Raw genomic sequence first — 19,753 nt, 5'->3', positions numbered from 1 at the left:
GAGAGCAGGCAATGAGTACGCAGGTGCGCCACGGATGGTGGCGGGATCTATCGATGCCGGCGATCGTCGCCGGCTTCATCACCGTACTGGTGGGCTTCGCCAGTTCGGCGGTGATCGTGTTCCAGGCCGCGCAGGCGGTCGGTGCCGATCAGGCCCATATCGCATCCTGGATGTGGGCGCTGGGACTGGGCATGGGCGTGACCTGCATCGGGCTGTCACTTCGCTATCGAGTACCGGTGGTCACCGCGTGGTCGACGCCCGGTGCCGCGATGCTGGTGGTGGGCGCCGGCGGCGCTTCGCTCTCCGAGGCGACAGGCGCGTTCCTGCTTGCTGCGGCATTGGCAATGCTGGCCGGCTTCTCCGGCATCTTCGCCAGGCTCATGCAACGTGTGCCGATGGCGCTGGCGGCGGGCATGCTGGCCGGTGTGCTGTTGCGCTTCGGCCTGGATGTGTTCGTCGCAATGGACAGCCAGAGGGTACTTGCCCTGGCGATGTTCACGACCTGGCTGGCTGGCCGGCGCCTGTTCCCGCGTTACGCGGTGATCGCGACCCTACTGGTTGGCATCGCGGTCGCAGCCAGCCGCGGTCTGCTGCACGCGCAGCAGCTGCAGTTGCAGCTGGCGGTCCCGCAGTGGGTGACCCCCTCCCTGTCGTGGACTGCCGTGGCAGGCATCGCCCTGCCCCTGTTCGTGGTGACCATGGCCTCGCAGAACATTCCCGGCGTCGCCGTGATGCGCGCCTCCGGCTACGACGCCCCGGTATCGCCGCTGATCGGCTGGATCGGCGTGGTCAACACGGTACTGGCCCCCTTCGGTGCCTATGCGCTGAACCTGGCCGCGATCACCGCAGCCATCTGCATGGGCCGCGATGCACATGAGGATCCTTCCCGGCGCTATACCGCGGCGATGGCGGCAGGTGTGTTCTACATCGTCATCGGCCTGTTCGGCGCCACCGTGGCCGCACTGTTCGCCGCGTTCCCGCGGGAGCTGGTGGCCTGCGTGGCTGGCATCGCACTGTTCGGCACCATCGGCAACAGCCTGGCCAGCGCACTGGCGGTGGAGCGCGACCGCGAGGCGGCACTGGTCACCTTCCTGGTCACTGCGTCGGGGATGTCGCTGGCCGGTATCGGTTCCGCCTTCTGGGGGCTGGTCGCTGGCGCGCTGTGCCTGCTGGTCCTGCGGCCACGTGAGCCCCGCAGCTAGGCGCCGCCGAAGAGGTCCAACGCCTGCAGTGCGACGCTGAACGCGATGCCCAGGCCCAGGGCCAGCCGGCTGACGCCGCTGCGCCGGTCGATATAGGCCTCGACGCGTGCGCCGTCACCCGCGCCGGCGGCTTCGGCGCGGGCGATCACCGCCCTGCAGCGGCGCAGATACAGCGCATTGGCCGCCAGTGACACTGCGATCTTCAAGGCCAACGTCAACCCCCATATCGCCGCGTCGTCCATTCCGGCCAGCACGATGGCGGCACCCCCCACCATGCTGATCAGGACGTAGGCCACCGCCATGCCGTACATACGCCGGTACAGCAGCCACTTGAAATCGAACAGGAACGCGGCCCAGTTCCACGGACGCGGCCAGCCCGGCGGATCCCGACGCAGCCGCCACAACTCGGCATAGACAGCGAAGTTGTCGGCCACCACGCGGGCGAGCCGTGGATGACGGTCATAGACCGCCATTGCGGCGTCCAGGCTCGACGGCGCATCGCCGGCAACCGGTGCAGCGTAGGGATTGCCATCCGTGGCGGGATGTCCACTCACAGTGGCGAGCTGGACAAGGTCTGTACCAGCACGTGGCGACCGGCCGGTGCGATGGTGATCACGTCGGGCCCGGCATTGGCCGCTTCCAGGCAGATGTAATCGCGCCAGCCGTCGCCCACGTCGGCCATCTTCGCTGCCGCTTCCGCGCCAGGATTCCAGGCCACCAGCGAGCGGCTGCCTTCGGTACGGATCGTGATGCGACGCTTCAGCACCGGATCGCGCAGGACGTAGTGGCCACCTGCCCCGGTATAGATGCGGTCACTGCGGCCCGGGTCGCGCGGATCGCGCAGGGACCACGGGCCCTGCTGGCGCCGCGCCTGTGCATAGTTCTCGAACTTGTCCAGATACTCCAGCCCGTCCACGCCATCGACTTCGACCTTGCTGGCATCGCCCACGCGGAAGTAGTTGTGCAGCGCCTGGGTGATCGTCACCGGCACGGTGCCGGGATTGTCGGTCACCAGCTGCTGCCGTAGTTCACGGCCGATGCGCACGGTCATGGCCAGGCGCAGAGCGAGGTTGTCCAATGCAGGGGGAGCCAATACGAGTTCGATGCTGCCGTCGTCCAGCCGGCGGGCCTCCTTCAGCTCCCACGGCAGGGTGCGCACGAAACCATGCGCGGGCACATCGTCGCCTTGCCCCTGTCGCCCGAAATACGGCCAGCACACCGGGCTGCCGCCGCGGATGGGGGTCGGCAATGCGGCACGGCGTGGCGAAAGCCACAGCAGATCGGCCTGCCCCTTGGGTACGAAGGAGAGCAGCTGGCCGCCGAACACACTGATGGCTGCGGTGGCCTGGGGGGTTTCCACCAGCCAGGCATCAAGCCCCTGGAACTGGCCACTGCGTACGCCCTGGATCTGTTGCACGTTGGATCGACTCCGTATGGCCGGCGACTGCACGGCACTGTAGTTGCTGGGAAGCGTGAAGCGGGTGGAGGCCACCGCAGGCGGCGCCGCGCTCTGCAGCGCGCGCAGGATGCGTTGGCCGGCTCGTCCATCGGCCGTGCTCCATCCCAGGCGGCGCTGTTCGGCCTGGATCGCCCGGCGGCTGGCTGTGCCGATCATGCCATCAGCGGTACCGATATCATGCCCCCGCGCCAGCAGCAGGGTCTGCAGCTGACGGCGCTCATCACGGCCCAGCCCGGGGTCATCGGTCGGCCAGGCGGTGGCCAGGCCGCTGCCGCCGCGCAGGCGATCAGCCAGCGTCGCGATCGCCAGCGCATAGCTTTCGGCGGCGTTGTAGCTGTAGATCGCATCGTAGTTGCGGAACACCAGCAGGGCCGGCCCCTTGATGCCGGCGGGCAGCAGCAGCGCCGCCCGCGCGTCGGCAGCCAGACCCGCCGGAGCCAGCGCGCTGCCGTCCAGCGCTGTCACGCCCTGCGTACGCCAGTCAGCCAGTGACCGGCGTTGGGTACGGCCGGCCAGGCTGGTATTGAAGCCGTCGGCAACACGCACCTCCATGCCCCACGGTTCTCCCGTGCGCCAGCCGGCGCGCTTGAGGTAGTTGGCGGTAGACGCCAGTGCGTCGGGAATGCTGCCGACCAGGTCACGGCGACCGTCGCCATCGCCGTCGACGGCGATGCGTGCGTAGGTGCTGGGCATGAACTGCGTATGGCCGAACGCGCCGGCCCAGGACCCGGTCAGGCCTTGAGCCTGCAGATCACCGCGATCGATCAGCGTGAGCAGGGCCAGCAGTTCGCCACGGAAGAACGCCTGCCGCCGGCCGGCGCAGGACAGCGTCGCCAGCGACTGCAGCAGCGGACGCTTGCCAAATACGCGGCCATAGTCGCTCTCCACGCCCCAGACGGCGACGATGGTGACCGGATCGACACCATACTGCGCGGCGATGCGATCAAGCAGGTCGCGGTGCTGCTGCAGCATGGCCCGTCCATCGTCGACGCGCTGGCGGTCCACCAGTGCAGCCAGGTAGTCCCAGATCGGGGTGGAGAATTCGGGCTGCGCATCCAGCAAGCCGAGCACGCTGGGATCAGGACGCAGGTCGGCGGTAATCGCACCGAAGCGGTCTGCGGCAATGCCCTGGGTAGCTGCCGTTGCCTGCAGCTGTGCCAGACACCGGGTGAACGCGGGATCGGGCGGGGTCAGGTCGGGCGCCGTTGACGGCGCGGCCAGTGCCGCGGCCAGGCCGAGTGCGGTCAGGGTGGGCATGGCGTCCTCCGTGTTGCCGGTGCTGACACCATACTAGAGGCTGAGCGACCGGCGATGCTGAAGCAGTTGCCGGCCGTTGGCCTCTCTAGAGCGTACGCAGCAGCCGCAGGCCGTAAGCTGGACTGTCAGCGTCCCAGCGCTGCGCAACCTGCAGGCCGGCCTGCCGCACCAGCGCACCAAAGCCGTCATCGGTGTACTTGTGGCTGTACTCGACGCGGATCGCCTCACCGGCCTCGAAGTGGAAGGTGCGGCCATCGAGGTGGACGTCCTGCGCCCGCTGGCTGACCAGATCGGTCTCGATACGCAGACGTTCGGTGCTGTAACGGGCACGGTGGCGGAAGCCGTCCAGATCGAAGTCGCTGCCCACCTCACGGTTGAGGCGGACGAGCAGGTTGAGGGTGAATGCCGCGGTGATGCCTTCGGCGTCGTTGTAGGCGGCTTCGATCAGCGCGGGGTCCTTGTGCAGGTCGATGCCGATCAGGGCCAGGCCGTGGTCACCCATGGTCTGACGCATGGCCCGCAGCAGGGCGAGGGCGTCCTCGCCGGCGAAGTTGCCAAGCGTGGACCCCGGGAAGAACAGCAGGCGCCGCGCGGGCTCGCGCTCCGGTGCGGGCACGTCCACCGGACGGGTGAAGTCAGCGCAGACCGGCAGCATTTCCACGTCGGGAAGCGCGGGAGCGAGGTGATCGATGCTCGACAGCAGCGCCGCCCGGGAGATCTCGATGGGGGTGTAGGCCACGGGATCCTGCAGCGCGGCCAGCAACAGCGCGGTCTTGCGACCACTGCCGCTGCCCAGCTCGACCACGTGCAGGCGCGGGCCCACCACGCGTGCGATATCCGACAGCACCCGATTCAACAGGGCCAGCTCGGTGCGCGTGGGGTAGTACTCCGGCGTGTGGGTGATCTGTTCGAACAGGCGTGAACCGCGCGCATCATAGAAGTACTTCGACGGCAGCTGGCGCGCAGTGCGCGACAGTCCGGCCAGTGTGTCGGCGAGGATCTGCTCGCGGCTGGGCGTCAGATCGGTCAGCGCCTGCAGCGCATCCTGTACGGTGCTCACGGCAGATCCCTCGCCAGGCGCAGGCCGGAGAACTGCCAGCGCGCAGGTGGCATGAAGAAGTTACGGTAGCTGGCGCGCACATGCCCGCGCGGGGTGGCACAGCTGCCGCCGCGCAGGACCCACTGCCCGCACATGAACTTGCCGTTGTACTCACCCAGATTGCCGGCGAACGGACGGAAACCGGGGTACGCGCCATAGGCGCTGCCGGTCCATTCCCAGACGTCGCCGAACAGCTGCCGCAGTCCCCTGCCCCGTGCTGCAGCAGGATGCAGATGATCATCCTCGGCGAAATGGCCGGCGATCGGCTGCGACGTCGCGGCGGCCTCCCACTCGAATTCGCTGGGCAGGCGCGCACCGGCCCAGCGGGCATACGCATCGGCTTCGTAGTAGCTGAGATGGCACACCGGCGCATGCGCGTCGAGGTCGCGCCAGCCGCCGAGCGTGTATTCGCGCTGGAGGGCATCATCCCAATAGAGTGGATGCTGCCAGTCCTCGCTTTCGCGCAGAGCCCAGCCCTCACTGAGCCACCAGCGCGGATCGCGGTAACCGCCGGCTTCGACGAAGTCCCGGTACTCCGCGTTGCAGACCGGTCGATCAGCCAGCATGTGGGCCGGCAACAGCACGCGATGCGGTGGCGATTCGTTGTCGTAGGCGAAGGTAGCGTGCTGTGGCCACGCCGGTGCGCCGACGGTGACGATGCGCTCGGGAGATTCGATCCAGCCCAGCGGACTGGCTACGCTGACGGCGGCGCGCAGGTCCTGGCGGTAGGGCGGATGCAGCGGATTGCACCAGAGCGCGTGCTTGATGTCGGTCAGCAGCAGCTCCTGGTGCTGCTGCTCGTGCTGCAGGCCCAGCTGGAGATGCTGCAGGGCTTCATCGTCAAGATCGCCATCGCGGAGACGCGTCAGCAGGTGTGCATCGACCTGCTGCCGGTAATCGAGTACCTGCTGCAGCGACGGGCGTGAGAGCAGGCCACGCTGCGGCCTGGCATGCGCCGGTCCAATGCTCTTGTAGTAGCTGTTGAACAGGTAGTCCCACGCGGGGTCACGTGCCGGTGCGCCGGATAGACCGGCCAGCACGAAGCGGTCGAAGAACCACGTGGTGTGCGCCAGATGCCATTTGCTCGGGCTGGCGTCCGCCATGCTCTGCAGCATGGCATCTTCGGCACTGAGCGGTTCGGCCAGCAGCACGCTGCGGGCGCGCGTCTGCGCATAGCGGTGGGCGAGTTCACGCTGCGGAGCAGCGACGGCGACGGTAGCGCTGTCCATGCAGCCAGCATCCAGCGGTGCGGGTGAGCGCAACGTCATGGCGTGACATCGCGCCGTTCACATCGATGCCGTCACGTAACCGGTTCAGATCGCGTCGAGGTAGTACCAGCGTCCGTCGATGCGCTCGAACCGGCTGCGCTCGTTCATTTTCACCGCACTGCCGCCGCCCACCCGGTAGCGGGCGGTGAATCGCACTTCGGCATGGTCGGGCCCATTCACCTGGTGCTCGTGGACGGTCAGGCCAAGCCAGTGCGTCCGCTGGCCGGGCGCCTCGTCCAGTGACAGTTCGGCGGGACGGGTGGCCGGATGCCAGGTGGCCCGCAGGTAGTCGGCCAGACCACGTACGTACGCGCTGTAGCGCGAGCGCATCAGGCGCTCGGCGTCCGGTGCGGGCTCGCCGGCATGGAAGCGGCCGCAGCAGTCGGCGTAGTCCGTGGCGAGGCCACAGGGGCAGGAATCGGCAGGGTTTCGGCTCATGAGGGTATTGTCGCTCGAGTCACGTCGGGCATCCATCGGCGATAGGCGTATGCTGTCGCGCCCCCACATTGAATGATCCCCGTGCTGGAACTGGTTCCCCCCGAGTTGTGGTGGCTGGTGGTGATCGCCTTCATTGCCGGCCTGGTCGATGCTGCCGTGGGTGGAGGGGGACTGGTACAGCTGCCCGGCCTGTTCACCGTGCTGCCCCAGCAGACGCCGGCGATGCTGTTCGGTACCAACAAGTTCAGTTCGATGTTCGGCACGGCGGCGGCGGCGTGGCGCTATGCACGCAACGTGCGGTTCCCCTGGAAGCCGGTACTGTTCGCCGCGGGCACGGCATTCGTGTTCTCGTTCGCCGGGGCTACGGCGGTGAGCCTGCTGCCCAAGGATGCCGTGCGGCCGCTGGTGCTGGTGCTGCTGGTGGCGATGCTGGCCTACACCCTGTGGAAGAAGGATTTCGGCGCGCTGCACCGGCCGCAGGAGATCGGCCGGCGCGAACTGACCATCGCGCTGGTGATCGGCGCTGCGATCGGCTTCTACGATGGATTCTTCGGGCCAGGCACCGGCAGCTTCCTGATCTTCCTGTTCGTGCGCTTCTTCGGCCTGGACTTCCTGCGTGCGTCGGCCGCATCGAAGGTCGTGAACCTGGCGACGAACATGGCGGCGATCTCATTCTTCGTGCCGACCGGCAACATCCTGTGGTTGTTCGCGCTGCCGATGGCTACGGCCAACATCATCGGTTCGGTGGTCGGCACGCGGCTGGCACTGAAAGGCGGCACGCCGTTCATCCGCAAACTGTTCGTGGGCCTGGTGGTGGTGCTAATCGCGCGGATGGCGTGGGATACGTTCCGCGGTTCGTGAGGGACGTTATGAAATGGTAGGTGCCAACCTTGGTTGGCACGTTGTTTCAGGTCGCGAAGAGCAGCCGAGCATGGCTCGGCTCTACAGGTGGATTGCCCGAGGCGGTCAGGCTTCGGCTTCCTCCGGTTCATTGGCCTGCTGGCGGCTGCGCTCGGGCAGCTTCAGGCGCCTTCCTTCTTCGTCGTACTCGATCAGCAGCACGCCCGAATCGTGGCGGCCACTGATCTCGACGAAGCAGGCACCACCGATGAAAGGCTCCAGGGTCATCACCGACTTCAGCGGCGTGGCGACCACCATCTGGAAACCGAAGTTATCGAAGATGTTCATCGCCAGCGCGGTGAACTCGTTGTCGGCCTTGTCGAAGGCCTCGTCGAGCACGACCGCCGCGTAACTGGGCAGCTGGCTGTCAGCGCCGCCGAGCTGGTAACGCAGCGCTGCGGCCAGGCAGGTGGTGGCGAGCTTCTGCCGCTGGCCGCCGGACTTGCCGGCGCCGCTGCGGTAGATCTCGACCTGCTGGCGCGTTTCCGCATCGAGTTCGACGCCGATGAACTCCACGTGCATGCGCACGTCCAGGACCAGCTCGCGCCAGCGCTTGTCCTCACCTTCCTGCGAACCCAGGCGGTTGACCAGCTGGCGCAGCACGGTGAACTGTGACTCCGCCAGTTCACGCTGCTCGGTCTGCTGCTGCGACAGCACTTCGCGCAGCTGCAGCTGGAACTCCAGCACTTCCGGCAGCCGGCGGTCGCTCAATTCGATGGTCAGCAGGGTGCCCCGGTTGAACGGCACCTGCTCCAGGCTGGCGTTGACTTCGTCCAGGCGCTGGCCGATCGACTTGCGGGCCTCGGCGCTGTGGCGCTGCAGGGCCAGCAGGTTGTTCTTGCTCTGGTTCTGCAGCAGATCGAAGAAGCGTTCCTCATGCTGCGGCAGGCCATCGCGTTCGAGACGGTCGAGGCGGGCAAGGAAGTCCTCGGCCGACGCCACCGATGCGGTGAAGTCGCCGGATTCTTCCGGCCACTGCTGGATGAAGCGGCGGAAGCAGCCGACCAGCTGGTTCTCGATACGGTTGAGATCCTGCTGCGAGGACGACAACTGTTCGTTCAGCGCATTGCTGACCTGGCGCATGTGCGCTTCCAGCGTTTCCAGGCTGAGCGGGCCCTGTTGCTGCAACCGCTCTGCCAGGCCGCTCTCCTGCGCTTCGGCCAGCGTTGGCAGCACCAGCGCGCGGCTCTGCTGGCGCGCGCGGTCGAGGCGGTCACGTTCCCGGACCAGCTGGCCGCGCTCGACACGGACATCCTCATAGGTGCGGCGGGCCTGCTCGATGTCGGCGCGCACGGCGTCGATCTGCTGTGCCAGCCTGGCCAGGTCGGCATTGCCTTCGCGCAGGTCGCGCAGGCTGGCTTCGATGTCGGTCAGGCGCTGCTGGGGCGCGGCGACGTCGATTTCGTTCCATTGGATACCCGCGAGCTCGTGGCAGGCCAGGCGGCGCTCGTTGTCACGATCGCGCTGGCCACGCAGGCTCGCGATATCGGTCTCGCAGCTGGCGATGCGCTTGGCCAGTTCCTGCGCCTCGCGTTCGAACGCACCGACCTTGTCGTGATTGTTGAAACCGAGAATCCAGCGACGGCGGTCGCCCACGGCACTGCGGTCGTCCTTCTCGAAGCGGTCGCCCGGATGCTTGACCTGGCCTTCGCGGGTGATGCCGCGGTCGACGTTGCGCAGCTGTCTGGCATCCACGCATTCGTAGTCGAATCGCTTGCCCAGCTCACGCCGCAGCCAGCTCTCGAACACGTGGTCGCGCAGCTCCAGCTTGTGCAGCAGCGACTTCGCCGATGGTTCGCGGGCGAACGCCTCGTCGTTGCGGCGCACGCGGTAGTAGGTGAAGCGCATGCCGAGGTGGGTGCGGTTCACCCAGTCGGCAACCGCGTTGTAGTGCTTGTCGTCAACCAGCAGCGACAGCGCGAAGCCACCCAGCACGCGTTCGATCGCACCCTGCCAGCCCTGTTCCTCGGAGCGGACCTGGATCAGCTCGCCGACGAACGGCAACGCCACTTCGGAAATGCCGGTCTCTTCCGCCAACCGTGCACGCAGCTTCTGCATCGGCGCCGGAATGTTGGAGGGCGTGCGCTGCATCGCGTCAAGTTCGAGGCGTACTTCAGCGAAGCGACGCTCGTCATCGCGCTTGCCACCGAGGCGCTCGCTGATGGCATCGTCCAGCGAGGCCGAAGCGCGCTGGCGATCCTGCAGTTCGTTCTGCGCACGCTCGACCAGTTCGGCGAAGCCATGGGCGTCGTCGGGCAGTTCGGCCTGCAGTTGCCGTGCGGCTTCCTGCGCCTGGTCGCGCTTGGCCTTGCGGCGATCGCGCTCGGCTTCGGCGCGGCCCTGCTCGCGCTCCAGCTCTTCGATGCGCTCGCCGCCCTGCTGACGCCGCTGCAGTTCCAGCTCGGCCAGGCGTTCGCTGTGGTTGTCCAGCGCAGCGCGGCGCTGCGCCTCTTCCCCCAGCAGGCCACGGTCACGCACGTCCATCTCGCGCAGGCGCGCTTCGATCAGCGCCTGGCGGCGGCTCTCGCGGAAACTGTCGACGCCCAGCTTGAGCGCCTCGTCGTCACCGCGCTGCCGGTGCATTTCCTTCAGATCGGCGTAATAGGCGCGCGCCGGCAACAGCGTCTCCACCTGGCGACGGGCGGTGACGACCGCCTGATGGGCCCCGTCAAGCTCGGCGAAATCACTCACCAGGCGCTCGGCGGCGTCGAACGTCTTCGGCGTGTCGAGCATGAAGTCGCGCAGGAAGACGTTGAGATCACCCAGGTTCTTCGCTGATTGCGTCTTGTGCAGCAGGCGCAGCGCCATCTCGTTGTCGATGCCGAGCAGGTCGCGGAAGCGCTCGGCATAGCCGGAGAAGGTGTCGAAGTGGTGGACGTCGGCCAGCTTCTGCTTGAGCTTGCGCAGGTCCAGATCGAAGCCGCCCAGATCCTTGGCGATGTCGAACGGACGCTCGGCGATCATGTAGTGCTTGCGCACGTCGCCGGCCGAGGTGCCGTTGCCGGAGATCCACAACAGGCGCACCAGGCTGACCACGCGGCCGTCGCCGGCCCGGTACTCCAGCACCAGTGCGGTCCAGGTCGCACCCTTGCGCAGGTACTGGGTGGCAATCTCGCCGGTGCCACTGTCCTGCTGGTCGGCCCACGCGCCACGCACGTAGGACACCAGGTTGCGGTCGCGGCCACTGCGCTCGGCCTCGCGTGCGGCCGCGTTGAAGTCGACGATGGCCGGCGGCGTCAGCAGCGCGGACATGGCATCGAGCAGGGTCGACTTGCCCGAGCCGGAACGGCCGACGAACAGGAAGCCACGCTCGGCGATCGGTACTTCGGTCAGGCCGTTGAAGGTGCCCCAGTTGTGCACCTGCAGGCGGCGCATGCGGAACTGCTGCAGGCGCGGGTCCGGCAGGCCTTCATTGAACAGGGCGGGGGTGTGCTTGGAAATGGCCATGCGGTGTTCGGGTCTCTCAGGCTTCGGCGGCCGGGGTTTCGCGCAGCTGGCGGTACACCGCCGAAAGCTGGGACACGTCTTCGGCGGAGAACAGCAGCTTCAGCGCCGGCGAGACTTCGTGGCGGTCGTCCTGGCCGCTCAGGCGGGTCAGGATGTGGTTGTCCTTCATCTTCTGCACGGCCGATGCAACGCGGCGGTTGAAGCCGGCGCGGTCGGTGGACAGGTTCTTCTCGTAGATGGCCAGCGCTTCGGCCATCTCGGCGTCGGCGACCACCGCGCGGTTGCCGCGCGCGTCGGCCTCAGCCAGCTGCTGGCGCAGGAACAACAACAGCACCGAGTCAATGAAGGTCAGCGGCGAGGTCCGCAGCAGTACCGGTGCATCGACGTCTTCGGTGTCGGCCTGGCGGGTGAATGCCACACCGCTTTCGCGGTCGAGCACCAGTTCCAGGAACAGGTCGGACAGCGCTGAACGGATGCCCGCCTCGCTGCGGACCAGTGCCGGCCACAGCTTGGCGTGGCGCAGCTGGTCGATGCTGGGACCGATCAGCAGCTGGCACAGCGCGCGCCGGGCATCCAGCGGCAGGCGGCCGGTATCACCCAGGTAGTACACGCTGTTGCCGCGCCGTGGCTGCGCTTCGAGCATCGCCGGCTCGGCCTCGTAGGCGTCCTCGGCCTGGTCGGCAGACGGTGCTTCGATGGGGTCTTCATGCCAGCTCATGGCGTCTCTCCTGGGTGAACCAAACCAGCGGGATGCGTGCGCGGCGCAGTTGGCCGTCGCCGCCACGCCATTCGGCGAGCTCCTGTTCGCCAGCGACCACGCTGCCGAAGCGCGTGCCCAGCGACAGGTAGCCGATGACGCTGCCCAGGCCCTGCGGCGCTTCGCGCTGCGACAGCGCCTGGGCGATGCTGAGCCGCGGCTGTGCATCGAGCAGGTCGTGCAGGTCGCGGCGCAGGGTGCGGAAATCGATTTCGGACGAGGCCACCAGATCACCGACGCTCTCCAGGCTGATGCTGGCCGCGTCGTTGTACTCGACATTGCCATCGACCTGGGCGCTGCGGGGGTCGTGCAGCTTCCACTGCGACCACGAACGCAGCCGGCTGGTCGTCAACTGCAGGTCACGACCGATCGTGCGCTGGGCCGGGAACTCGTCGCGCAGAGCCAGCGCTTCGGACTGGGCCTGCTTCAGCAGCTGATTGAGGCGACGCTGTTCAAGATAGCCGCGGCTCTGCACGAAGCCGCGCAGGCTGCGCGCGAAATTCTGCAGGACATCGTGTACCTGGCCGCCGCGTTCAAGCATGGTGCTGGTGAAGCTGCGCAGGAAGTTGCGCTCGTTGCGATCCAGGCGGCGTGCAAAGCCGCGTGCCAGCACGGCTTCCAGCGCGGCATCGAGCTGCGCGCTCTGCTCGGCATCATTGAGCAGGCGCCAGAATGCCTGGAAGCTGCGGCCGGCATCGCTTTCGCCGATCACGTCCACGCCCTCGAACAGCTGCGACAGCACATCGCCACGTTCGCCTTCGTCATCGATGATGCGCTCGCGGAACTCCCGGTTGAGCTGCTCGAAGCCGTCGCGCACCCGGCGGAAGTCTTCGGTCAGCTCGTCGGCCAGACCGATGATCTGGCGGGCGCGCTCCAGTGCACGCTTGCCGTCCAGGGCGACCACACGACCGGCGCTGACCCGCGCGATCTCGGCGTCGATGCGGTCGCGCTCGTCGCGCAGCGCAGACAGGCGTGCGTCGGGGTCGGATTCGGTCTGTGCAGCCAGCTGCGAGAGCTGTTCGATGACCAGTGCCAGGCGGCTCTCGGTGGCAGCCACGCGCGCCTGCTCGAGGCTGTCGGCGAAGCGGATCGCCTGCAGGGCCTGGGTCGACAGTTCGTACTGCTCCTGGTCGGCGCCCTCGGGCAACCGCCGCTCCAGCCAGCCCTGGGACAGCCAGTGTGCGATGTAGGCCTGCGCCGTGCGCGGCAGATCACGGGCCAGTTCGTCCCCATTGAGCTGGTCCAGCGCGCGCTGCAGGCGCTCGTTGAGCACCGAGGACGGCAAGGTGCGTTCGCCGTCCATCAGCAGGCTCTGCAGCAGACCGATGATTTCGGGCGCATGGTCGGCGGCAAGCAGCTTCCATTGGGGCTGTTCGCGCAGGTGACGGTAGCGGGAGATGCGTTCGCGATGCTTCATGCAGCGAGGGGATCGGGAAAGACAGGCGGCTGCGGGCAGCCACGCACGGCCGTCGCGGGGACAGCCGTGGGCAGGCCGGCCACCATGGGCCGGCGGTGCGGGGAGAAGCGGCTCAGCGCTTGCCGCCCACTTCGATGAAGCGCAGGAACTCGGCGCGGGTACGCGCATCGTCGCGGAAGCTGCCGAGCATCTTGGAGGTGACCATGCTGACGCCACGCTTGTGGATGCCGCGGGTGGTCATGCACTCGTGGGCCCCTTCGACGACCACGCCGACGCCGATCGGCTGCAGCACATCCTGGATGCACTGGGCGATCTGCGCGGTCATCTTTTCCTGCACCTGGAAACGGCGGGCATAGGCCTCGACGACGCGCGCCAGCTTGCTGATGCCCACCACCTTGCCGGCCGGCAGGTAGCCGACATGCACGCGGCCGATGATCGGCGCCATGTGGTGCTCGCAGTGGCTTTCGTACTCGATGTCACGCAGGACGATCAGTTCGTCGTAACCGGCGACTTCCTCGAAGGTCCGCTCCATGTAGGCGCGCGGGTCATCGCGGTAACCGCTGAACCAGTCGCCGTAGGCTTCGGCGACGCGGCGGGGGGTGTCCAGAAGGCCTTCGCGGGACGGGTCCTCTCCGGCCCAGCGCAGCAGGGTGCGCACGGCCTCCTCGGCCTGGTCCTGGGTCACGTCGCCCTGCGGGGCGGCCTTTTCGTTGTTCTTGCTCATTGCGTACAGCGTCCCGAACGGGGGGCGAGCATCGTACCTGACCGGGGGGTGGGTCGTCCTGTGGGGACGGTTCATCGGGGGTTCTTCCGGCGCCTCGTGGCTGCTGAGCGAGAGGGGGAAGGGGCAGGCCGGGCAGGACACGCCGCAAGTACGTCCCTGTAGGCTCGGCCACGGCATCCATGCCGTGGACGGTCCTGCCCGGCCTGCCCCTCCCCTCTCCGACAGTTTCCTGCTGGCGCGGTCGGCCCCCCGAAAGCGGGGTCAAAAGCGGGGGTTCATGGCTTCGGAAGCGGCGCGCCGCTGCCCTGGTGGGTGCGGACCCTTGGTCCGCACTGCTTCTGCTCTTGCCTTTAACCCATCGCGTTCGCGGGATGTGGGGCGGGTGGCGGAGGACCGGGGGGGTCGTCCTGTGGGGACGGTTCATCGCGTGCCGGCAGTCGGGGTCGCAGGCCGATGCTCATGACTCCGGAACGAGCTGCGGTAGCGCCGGGCCGTGCCCGGCGGGCTCTGTGGACGGGCCCCATGCCGCTCGCCGGGCATGGCCCGGCGCTACCGCAATGGGGCGCCCATTCAGACAAACCTATTGATAGGAATGAAATTAGTAGTATCCTATCTATCTATGGACCGCCCCCTCGACGAGCGCACCGTGCTGCAGATGCAGCTCAGCTCCGGCCTGCTGTATGCAGGTCGGCAGTGGCAGCGCCTGGCCGACAGCCGGTTGGGCAGCTACGGGATCTCCACCGCCTGCACCATGCCCCTGCTGATGATCGGCCGCTCCGGCGGCGGCATCCGCCAGGTCGCCCTGGCCCAGCAGCTGGGCATGGAGGGCCCCTCGCTGGTACGCCTGCTGGACAAGCTCTGTGCCAGCGACCTGGTCCGCCGTGAAAGTGATGCAAGCGACCGTCGCGCCAACCTGCTGTGGCTGACCGAGGCCGGCCAAGCGCTGGTGCAGGAACTTGAAGATCAGTTGATCGACCTGCGTCAGGACGTGTTCGGCGCGCTTTCCATGGATGAACTGCACGCCGTGCTGAAGGCATGGCGCCTGCTGGCCGAGGCCGCCGACCGCATCACGTGAGACCGATGTCCCCGGATGCCGCCGCTGCCGTTGCCACGCCAGCGGCTGTCACCCGTTGTTGTTGTGCCGTTGTTCCTCCCCTCCCCCATCTGCCCTGCCCTACCGATGCCTGGTGAATTCAGTCTCCACGGAGTGTTCGTCCCGACCCTGCTCGGGTTGATGCTGCTGGCCTATCTGCTCAACAGCGGTCTGCACGCGCTGCTGCAACGCGCCGGTGCCTACCGCCATGTGTGGCACCCGGCGCTGTTCAACCTGGCGCTGTACGGGATCGTGCTGGGCCTGCTTTTCCACCTTCTGCGCTGGATGCAATCGTGAACAAGATCGTGAAGAAGTCCCTGCCGGTGCTGCTCACCGGTGCCGCCGTGATCGTCGCGCTGCTGGTGCTGCGCCAGCTGTGGGTCTATTACATGGACGAGCCCTGGACCCGTGACGCCCATGTCGGCGCGGACGTGGTGCAGATGGCGCCGGATGTGTCCGGCCTGGTGGAGACGGTGAACGTCGCCGACAACCAGGCGGTGAAGAAGGGCGACCTGCTGTTCGTGGTCGACCGTGCGCGCTACCGCATCGCACTGGAGCAGGCACAGGCCAGCCTGGCCGAGCGCCAGGCGTCGGTGGCCCAGCTGAGGCGCGAGATCGGTCGTGATCGCAGCCTGCAGGACCTCGTCGCTGCCGAGGACGCCGAAGTGCGCCGGGCCAAGCTGCAGGCCGCACAGGCCGCGCTGGCCACGGCACAGGCCGCAGTCGATCTGGCCGAACTCAATCTGGGCCGCACGGAAGTGCGCGCGCCGTCAGACGGTCGAGTCAATGACCGTACGCTGCGCGTCGGAGACTACGTGGTGGCCGGCAAACCGGTACTGGCGTTGCTGGATACCGGCTCATTCCGCATCGATGGCTATTTCGAGGAGACCCGCCTGCAGGGTGTGGTGCCCGGGCAGCGCGTGGACATCCGCCTGATGGGTGAATCCAGGCCATTGCAGGGACATGTGGAGAGCATCGCCGCCGGCATCGAGGACCGCTACCGCAGCAACGGCAGCAGCCTGTTGCCGAACGTCACACCCGCATTCGACTGGGTGCGGCTGGCGCAGCGCATTCCCGTGCGGATTGCCATCGATGATCTTCCCGCGGGTGTTGAGTTGATCGCCGGCCGCACCGCCACCGTGACGGTGGATACCGGCCGCCGCGCGGATGACGGCAAGGCCGGCCCCACGCCGACGCGGGGCCGCCTGTGAATACCGCACTGTCCCGCCTCGGCCTGATCGTCGCACTGGCCAGCCTGGCCGCGTGCAGGACCGTTGGCCCCGACTATGCACTACCGGAAGGCTCGGCATTCAAGCGCCCGGAGGCGAATGCGGCGTTCATCGATACGCAGAACCCGCAGATCGCCGCCAACCAGCCGCTGCCGGCGCGCTGGTGGTCGCTGTACGACGATCCGGTGCTGGACGGCCTGATCAGCCAGGCGCTGCGCGACAACGTTGAGTTGAAAGCCGCTGATGCCCACCTGCGCCGCGCGGCGGCGGTCTACGAACAGGCACTGGACGCCGGTGGCTTCGAGTACGAGGCCGAGGCCGGCGTCAGCCGCGCGCAGTTGTCGGCCGAATCCTTCCTGCAGGAACACGAACTGCCGGTGATCAACCTGGCCGATGGCAAGTTCGCCGTCAGCTATCAGTTCGATCTGTTCGGCAAGCTCAAGCGCGGTGCGGAAGCGGCGCGGGCCGACGAGCAGGCAGTCGCTGCGGCGCGCGACCTGGCCCAGGTCAGCGTGGTCGCACAGGTGGCCGACAGCTATCTGGAGATCTGCCACGCCAACCACGAACTGCATGTGGCCGAGCATTCGCTGCAGCTGCAGCAGCGCGGCCGCTCGGTGACCGAGCGGTTGATCGCGGCCGGCCGCGGCACGCCGCCGGAACTGGCCCGTGCCAATGCCCAGGTCGCCCTGCTGGAGGCCGCATTGCCGCCATTGCGCGCGCAGCGCTCGGCGGCGGCGTACTCCCTGGCCGCCCTGCTCGGCCAGACCCCCGGCCAGTTGCCGGCCGGGGTGATCGACTGCGCACAGGCACCGTCGCTGACGCAACCGCTGCCGGTCGGAGATGGCCGTGCGCTGCTGCAGCGTCGTCCGGATGTGCGCCAGGCCGAACGCAGGCTGGCCGCGGCCACCGCGCGCATTGGCGTGGCTACCGCCGAACTCTATCCGGACATCCGTCTGGGGGCTTCGATCGGCGCCGCCGGCCTGCTGGAAGATTTCGGCCAGCCCATGACCCAGCAGTGGTCGATCGGGCCGCTGATCTCGTGGACGCTGCCGTCATCGGGCAGCCATGCACGCATCCACGCTGCCGAAGCGGGCGCCGATGCGGCGCTGGCCGAGTTCGACCACACCGTGCTGCAGGCACTGCGTGAGACGCAGACCGCTCTGGACCGCTACGCACAGGACCTGCGCCGACTGCAGTCGCTGCGCATCGCCCAGGAACAGGCCGCGCTGGCAGCCGAGCAGAACCGCCGGCTTTACCAGGGTGGGCGGACACCGTACCTGGCCAGCCTGGACGCCGACCGCAGCCTGGCCACCAGCGATGCCACACTGGCCGCGGCCGAAGCACAGGTCTCGCGCGATCAGATCCACCTGTTCCTGGTGCTCGGCGGTGGCTGGCAGGCGACGGCCGCTCCACGGGCCACGGCGAACTAAGTGATGAACGCCGTGACCGATCGCCAGGCGTGGCTGTTCTCGATCAAGACCTACCTGGCCGCGATCGCCGCCCTGTACATCGCCATGGCCGGCAACCTGTCGCGCCCGTACTGGGCGATGGGTACGGTCTACATCGTCAGCCAGCCGCTGCTGGGCCCGACCCGCGCCAAGGGCGTGTACCGCATCGTCGGAACCCTGGTGGCCGGCCTGGCCACACTGCTGGTGCTGCCCGCGCTGGTGGAAACGCCACTGCTGCTGAGCGCGGCGATGTCGATCTGGCTGGCCGGCTGCCTGTTCCTGGCCCTGCTCAACCGCGGCCCGCGCGGCTATGCCTTCCTGCTCGCCGGCTATACGACCGCCTTCATCGGCTTCCCCGCCGTGACCTCGCCGGAGACGATCTTCGACACGGTCGTGGCACGCAGCGAGGAGATCATCCTCGGCACGGTGGTGGCGGTGCTGTTCGCCTCGCTGCTGTTCCCGGCTTCGGTGCGGCCGATGCTGCGCGCGCGCATCGGCACCTGGATGGAGGATGCGGCGCAGTGGTGCCGGCAGATCCTGGAGCGAGGCCGCGCGCATGCACCGCGCAACCGCCTGGCCGCCGATCTGGTGCAGTTCGAGGCATTGATCGAGTTCCTGCGCCGCGATGATCCGCGCCACACCGGCGCGGCGGTCTCCATGGAGCGGCTGCGCGAGCGCATGCTGTTGCTGTTGCCGGTGCTTTCCTCCATTGCCGATCGCCTGAGTGCGCTGCGAAGCAATGGCCAGTCGCTGCCCGATGGGCTGCCGGCAGTGATCGACGACATTCACGAATGGCTGCAGCAACCGGCCAGTGCCAGTGATTACGCCCGCCTGCGTGCGCGCATCAGCGCAGTGAAGCCGCAGGTGGACCGCGACCTGCAGCACCTGCAGCTGGCCAGCCTGCTGCTGCGGCTGGAAGAGCTGGTGGACCTGTGGCAGGACTGCCGCACGCTGCAGCAGGCGATCGACCACGGCAACGCGCCGCTGGACCGCGCGCACTATCGCATCCGCACCGACCGGGTCGCGGCCGACAGGCACGTCGACTACGGCATGGCGCTGTTCTCGGCGCTCAGCGCCGGCGTGGCGCTGATGGGCTATTGCGTGCTGTGGATCGCGCTGGGCTGGGAAGGCGGTGGCAACGGCGCGATGATGGCTGCGGTAACGGCGGCCTTCTTCGCGGCACAGGATGATCCGGCACCGAGCATGGTCTCGTTCCTGGTGTGGGCGATGGTGGCTTCGCTGGTCGCAGGCGTGTACCTGTTCGGTGTATTCCCCGCCGTTCACGACTTCGGACTGCTGGCACTGGTGCTGGCGGTGGCGTTCCTGCCGCTGGGCCTGCTGCTGCACCACCCCAAGAGTGCGTTGTTTGCGCTGCCGCTGACGGTCAATCTGGCCGCGCTGCTCAGCCTGCAGAACACCTACAGCGCCAACATCCAGACGTTCGTGAACTCGTCAGTGGCGATGTTCATCGGCATCGGCTTTGCGGTGGTGATGACCCGCCTGTTCCGCTCGGTAGGTGCCGAATGGACCGCGCGGCGGCTGGTCCGGCAAGGCTGGACCACCCTGGCGGAAGCGGCCGAAGGCCGCGGACAGCAGGACCGGCAGCGCTTCGCCGCGCGCATGCTCGATCTGCTCGGGCTGCTGGCCCCCCGGCTGGCGGCGACGCCGGAAGGCAGCGACATCGCGTCGGTGGACATGCTCAATGAAGCCCGCATCGGCCTGAACATCCTGCAGCTGCGGCGTGCCCGGCTGGAACTGCCCGACCGCAGCCGCGAGGCCGTTGAGCAGATCCTGCAGGAGATTGCCGCGCACTATCGGCGCCAGGTCGCCGCACGCCGGCCGATCACCGCCGATCAGACGCTGCGCGAGCGGTTGGATGCCTCGCTGGGGCGGGTCGGCAGCGTGGCGGCCTGCAAGGCACGCGACGAGGCGTTGATGGGCCTGGTGGGCCTGCGCTTCGCCCTGTTCCCGGAGGCGAAAGCGTTGGCGCCGGGGCTGGCGGATGCTGCCGCTCC

General features: G+C 67.8%; 16 protein-coding genes. 7 read left to right on the top strand and 9 right to left on the bottom strand.

What is annotated here, in order from left to right; genetic code table 11:
• Nucleotides 1-11: 11 nt before the first annotated feature.
• On the top strand, nucleotides 12-1,202 hold the full coding sequence (locus tag N7367_RS17945) for a benzoate/H(+) symporter BenE family transporter (RefSeq protein ID WP_053520054.1): 1,191 nt from the start codon (nucleotides 12-14) through the stop codon (nucleotides 1,200-1,202).
• Here the strand turns inward: N7367_RS17945 and N7367_RS17940 are convergent.
• From N7367_RS17940 to N7367_RS17920, 5 genes are all read right to left on the bottom strand, one after another.
• Entirely contained in the window at nucleotides 1,199-1,756 is a 558-nt protein-coding gene (locus tag N7367_RS17940) for a DUF2628 domain-containing protein (protein ID WP_065176257.1), read from the bottom strand. The two genes, N7367_RS17945 and N7367_RS17940, sit on opposite strands and share 4 nt — an antisense overlap.
• On the bottom strand, nucleotides 1,753-3,918 hold the full coding sequence (locus tag N7367_RS17935; RefSeq protein WP_279942927.1) for a lytic murein transglycosylase: 2,166 nt from the start codon (nucleotides 3,916-3,918) through the stop codon (nucleotides 1,753-1,755). The genes N7367_RS17940 and N7367_RS17935 overlap by 4 nt, the downstream gene beginning before the upstream one ends.
• 85 nt (nucleotides 3,919-4,003) lie before the next feature.
• Nucleotides 4,004-4,978, bottom strand: coding sequence for an L-histidine N(alpha)-methyltransferase (gene egtD, locus N7367_RS17930; protein WP_279942926.1), 975 nt, complete (start codon nucleotides 4,976-4,978; stop codon nucleotides 4,004-4,006).
• On the bottom strand, nucleotides 4,975-6,246 hold the full coding sequence (gene egtB / locus N7367_RS17925; protein WP_053520051.1) for an ergothioneine biosynthesis protein EgtB: 1,272 nt from the start codon (nucleotides 6,244-6,246) through the stop codon (nucleotides 4,975-4,977). Before egtB ends, egtD begins: the two co-directional genes overlap by 4 nt.
• Before the next feature lie 84 nt (nucleotides 6,247-6,330).
• A complete protein-coding gene (locus N7367_RS17920; RefSeq protein WP_180876259.1) occupies nucleotides 6,331-6,723 on the bottom strand; it encodes a YchJ family metal-binding protein in 393 nt (130 codons plus the stop codon).
• An 81-nt stretch (nucleotides 6,724-6,804) separates the two neighbouring features.
• Between N7367_RS17920 and N7367_RS17915 the strand changes: the two genes are divergently transcribed.
• Nucleotides 6,805-7,584 carry a TSUP family transporter gene (locus N7367_RS17915; protein ID WP_053520049.1) on the top strand — a complete coding sequence of 260 codons (780 nt, stop codon included), beginning with the start codon at nucleotides 6,805-6,807 and terminating at the stop codon, nucleotides 7,582-7,584.
• A gap of 105 nt (nucleotides 7,585-7,689) precedes the next feature.
• Here N7367_RS17915 and N7367_RS17910 read toward each other — a convergent pair whose 3' ends face one another.
• The 4 genes from N7367_RS17910 to folE form a co-directional block, all read right to left on the bottom strand.
• Complete coding sequence (locus tag N7367_RS17910; protein WP_279942925.1) at nucleotides 7,690-11,070, bottom strand: SbcC/MukB-like Walker B domain-containing protein; 3,381 nt, start codon at nucleotides 11,068-11,070, stop codon at nucleotides 7,690-7,692.
• A 16-nt stretch (nucleotides 11,071-11,086) separates the two neighbouring features.
• Nucleotides 11,087-11,788 carry a DUF4194 domain-containing protein gene (locus N7367_RS17905; RefSeq protein WP_053520047.1) on the bottom strand — a complete coding sequence of 234 codons (702 nt, stop codon included), beginning with the start codon at nucleotides 11,786-11,788 and terminating at the stop codon, nucleotides 11,087-11,089.
• Entirely contained in the window at nucleotides 11,775-13,244 is a 1,470-nt protein-coding gene (locus N7367_RS17900) for a DUF3375 domain-containing protein (protein WP_053520046.1), read from the bottom strand. Before N7367_RS17900 ends, N7367_RS17905 begins: the two co-directional genes overlap by 14 nt.
• 112 nt (nucleotides 13,245-13,356) lie before the next feature.
• The gene (gene folE, locus N7367_RS17895; RefSeq protein ID WP_180876256.1) at nucleotides 13,357-13,968 is read right to left on the bottom strand and encodes a GTP cyclohydrolase I FolE; all 612 of its coding nucleotides are present in this window, start codon (nucleotides 13,966-13,968) and stop codon (nucleotides 13,357-13,359) included.
• Between the two features lie 619 nt (nucleotides 13,969-14,587).
• Between folE and N7367_RS17890 the strand changes: the two genes are divergently transcribed.
• From N7367_RS17890 to N7367_RS17870, 5 genes are all read left to right on the top strand, one after another.
• Entirely contained in the window at nucleotides 14,588-15,043 is a 456-nt protein-coding gene (locus tag N7367_RS17890) for a MarR family transcriptional regulator (protein ID WP_065174050.1), read from the top strand.
• Nucleotides 15,044-15,148: 105 nt separating this feature from the next.
• A complete protein-coding gene (locus tag N7367_RS17885; protein WP_053517257.1) occupies nucleotides 15,149-15,358 on the top strand; it encodes a DUF1656 domain-containing protein in 210 nt (69 codons plus the stop codon).
• Nucleotides 15,355-16,272, top strand: a complete 918-nt coding sequence (locus tag N7367_RS17880; protein WP_279942924.1) for an HlyD family secretion protein — start codon at nucleotides 15,355-15,357, stop codon at nucleotides 16,270-16,272. Before N7367_RS17885 ends, N7367_RS17880 begins: the two co-directional genes overlap by 4 nt.
• A complete protein-coding gene (locus N7367_RS17875; protein WP_053517255.1) occupies nucleotides 16,269-17,720 on the top strand; it encodes an efflux transporter outer membrane subunit in 1,452 nt (483 codons plus the stop codon). Before N7367_RS17880 ends, N7367_RS17875 begins: the two co-directional genes overlap by 4 nt.
• A 3-nt stretch (nucleotides 17,721-17,723) precedes the next feature.
• Nucleotides 17,724-19,753: FUSC family protein (locus N7367_RS17870; protein ID WP_279942923.1), on the top strand; the 2,030-nt coding region annotated here is incomplete at its 3' end.

The sequence above is a fragment of the Stenotrophomonas sp. GD04145 genome (assembly GCF_029835135.1).
GTDB classification, from domain to species: Bacteria; Pseudomonadota; Gammaproteobacteria; order Xanthomonadales; family Xanthomonadaceae; genus Stenotrophomonas; species Stenotrophomonas maltophilia_P.
Note: the sequence above shows the minus strand (reverse complement) of the source record. Positions and strands in the feature narration are given on the sequence as shown.

Coding starts and splice junctions, on each gene's coding strand:
- N7367_RS17890 (WP_065174050.1), top strand. CDS start 14,588: ATGGACCGCCCCCTCGACGAGCGCACCGTGCTGCAGATGCAGCTCAGC.
- egtB (WP_053520051.1), bottom strand. CDS start 6,246: ATGGACAGCGCTACCGTCGCCGTCGCTGCTCCGCAGCGTGAACTCGCC.
- N7367_RS17885 (WP_053517257.1), top strand. CDS start 15,149: ATGCCTGGTGAATTCAGTCTCCACGGAGTGTTCGTCCCGACCCTGCTC.
- N7367_RS17910 (WP_279942925.1), bottom strand. CDS start 11,070: ATGGCCATTTCCAAGCACACCCCCGCCCTGTTCAATGAAGGCCTGCCG.
- N7367_RS17920 (WP_180876259.1), bottom strand. CDS start 6,723: ATGAGCCGAAACCCTGCCGATTCCTGCCCCTGTGGCCTCGCCACGGAC.
- N7367_RS17900 (WP_053520046.1), bottom strand. CDS start 13,244: ATGAAGCATCGCGAACGCATCTCCCGCTACCGTCACCTGCGCGAACAG.
- folE (WP_180876256.1), bottom strand. CDS start 13,968: ATGAGCAAGAACAACGAAAAGGCCGCCCCGCAGGGCGACGTGACCCAG.
- N7367_RS17945 (WP_053520054.1), top strand. CDS start 12: ATGAGTACGCAGGTGCGCCACGGATGGTGGCGGGATCTATCGATGCCG.
- N7367_RS17935 (WP_279942927.1), bottom strand. CDS start 3,918: ATGCCCACCCTGACCGCACTCGGCCTGGCCGCGGCACTGGCCGCGCCG.
- N7367_RS17905 (WP_053520047.1), bottom strand. CDS start 11,788: ATGAGCTGGCATGAAGACCCCATCGAAGCACCGTCTGCCGACCAGGCC.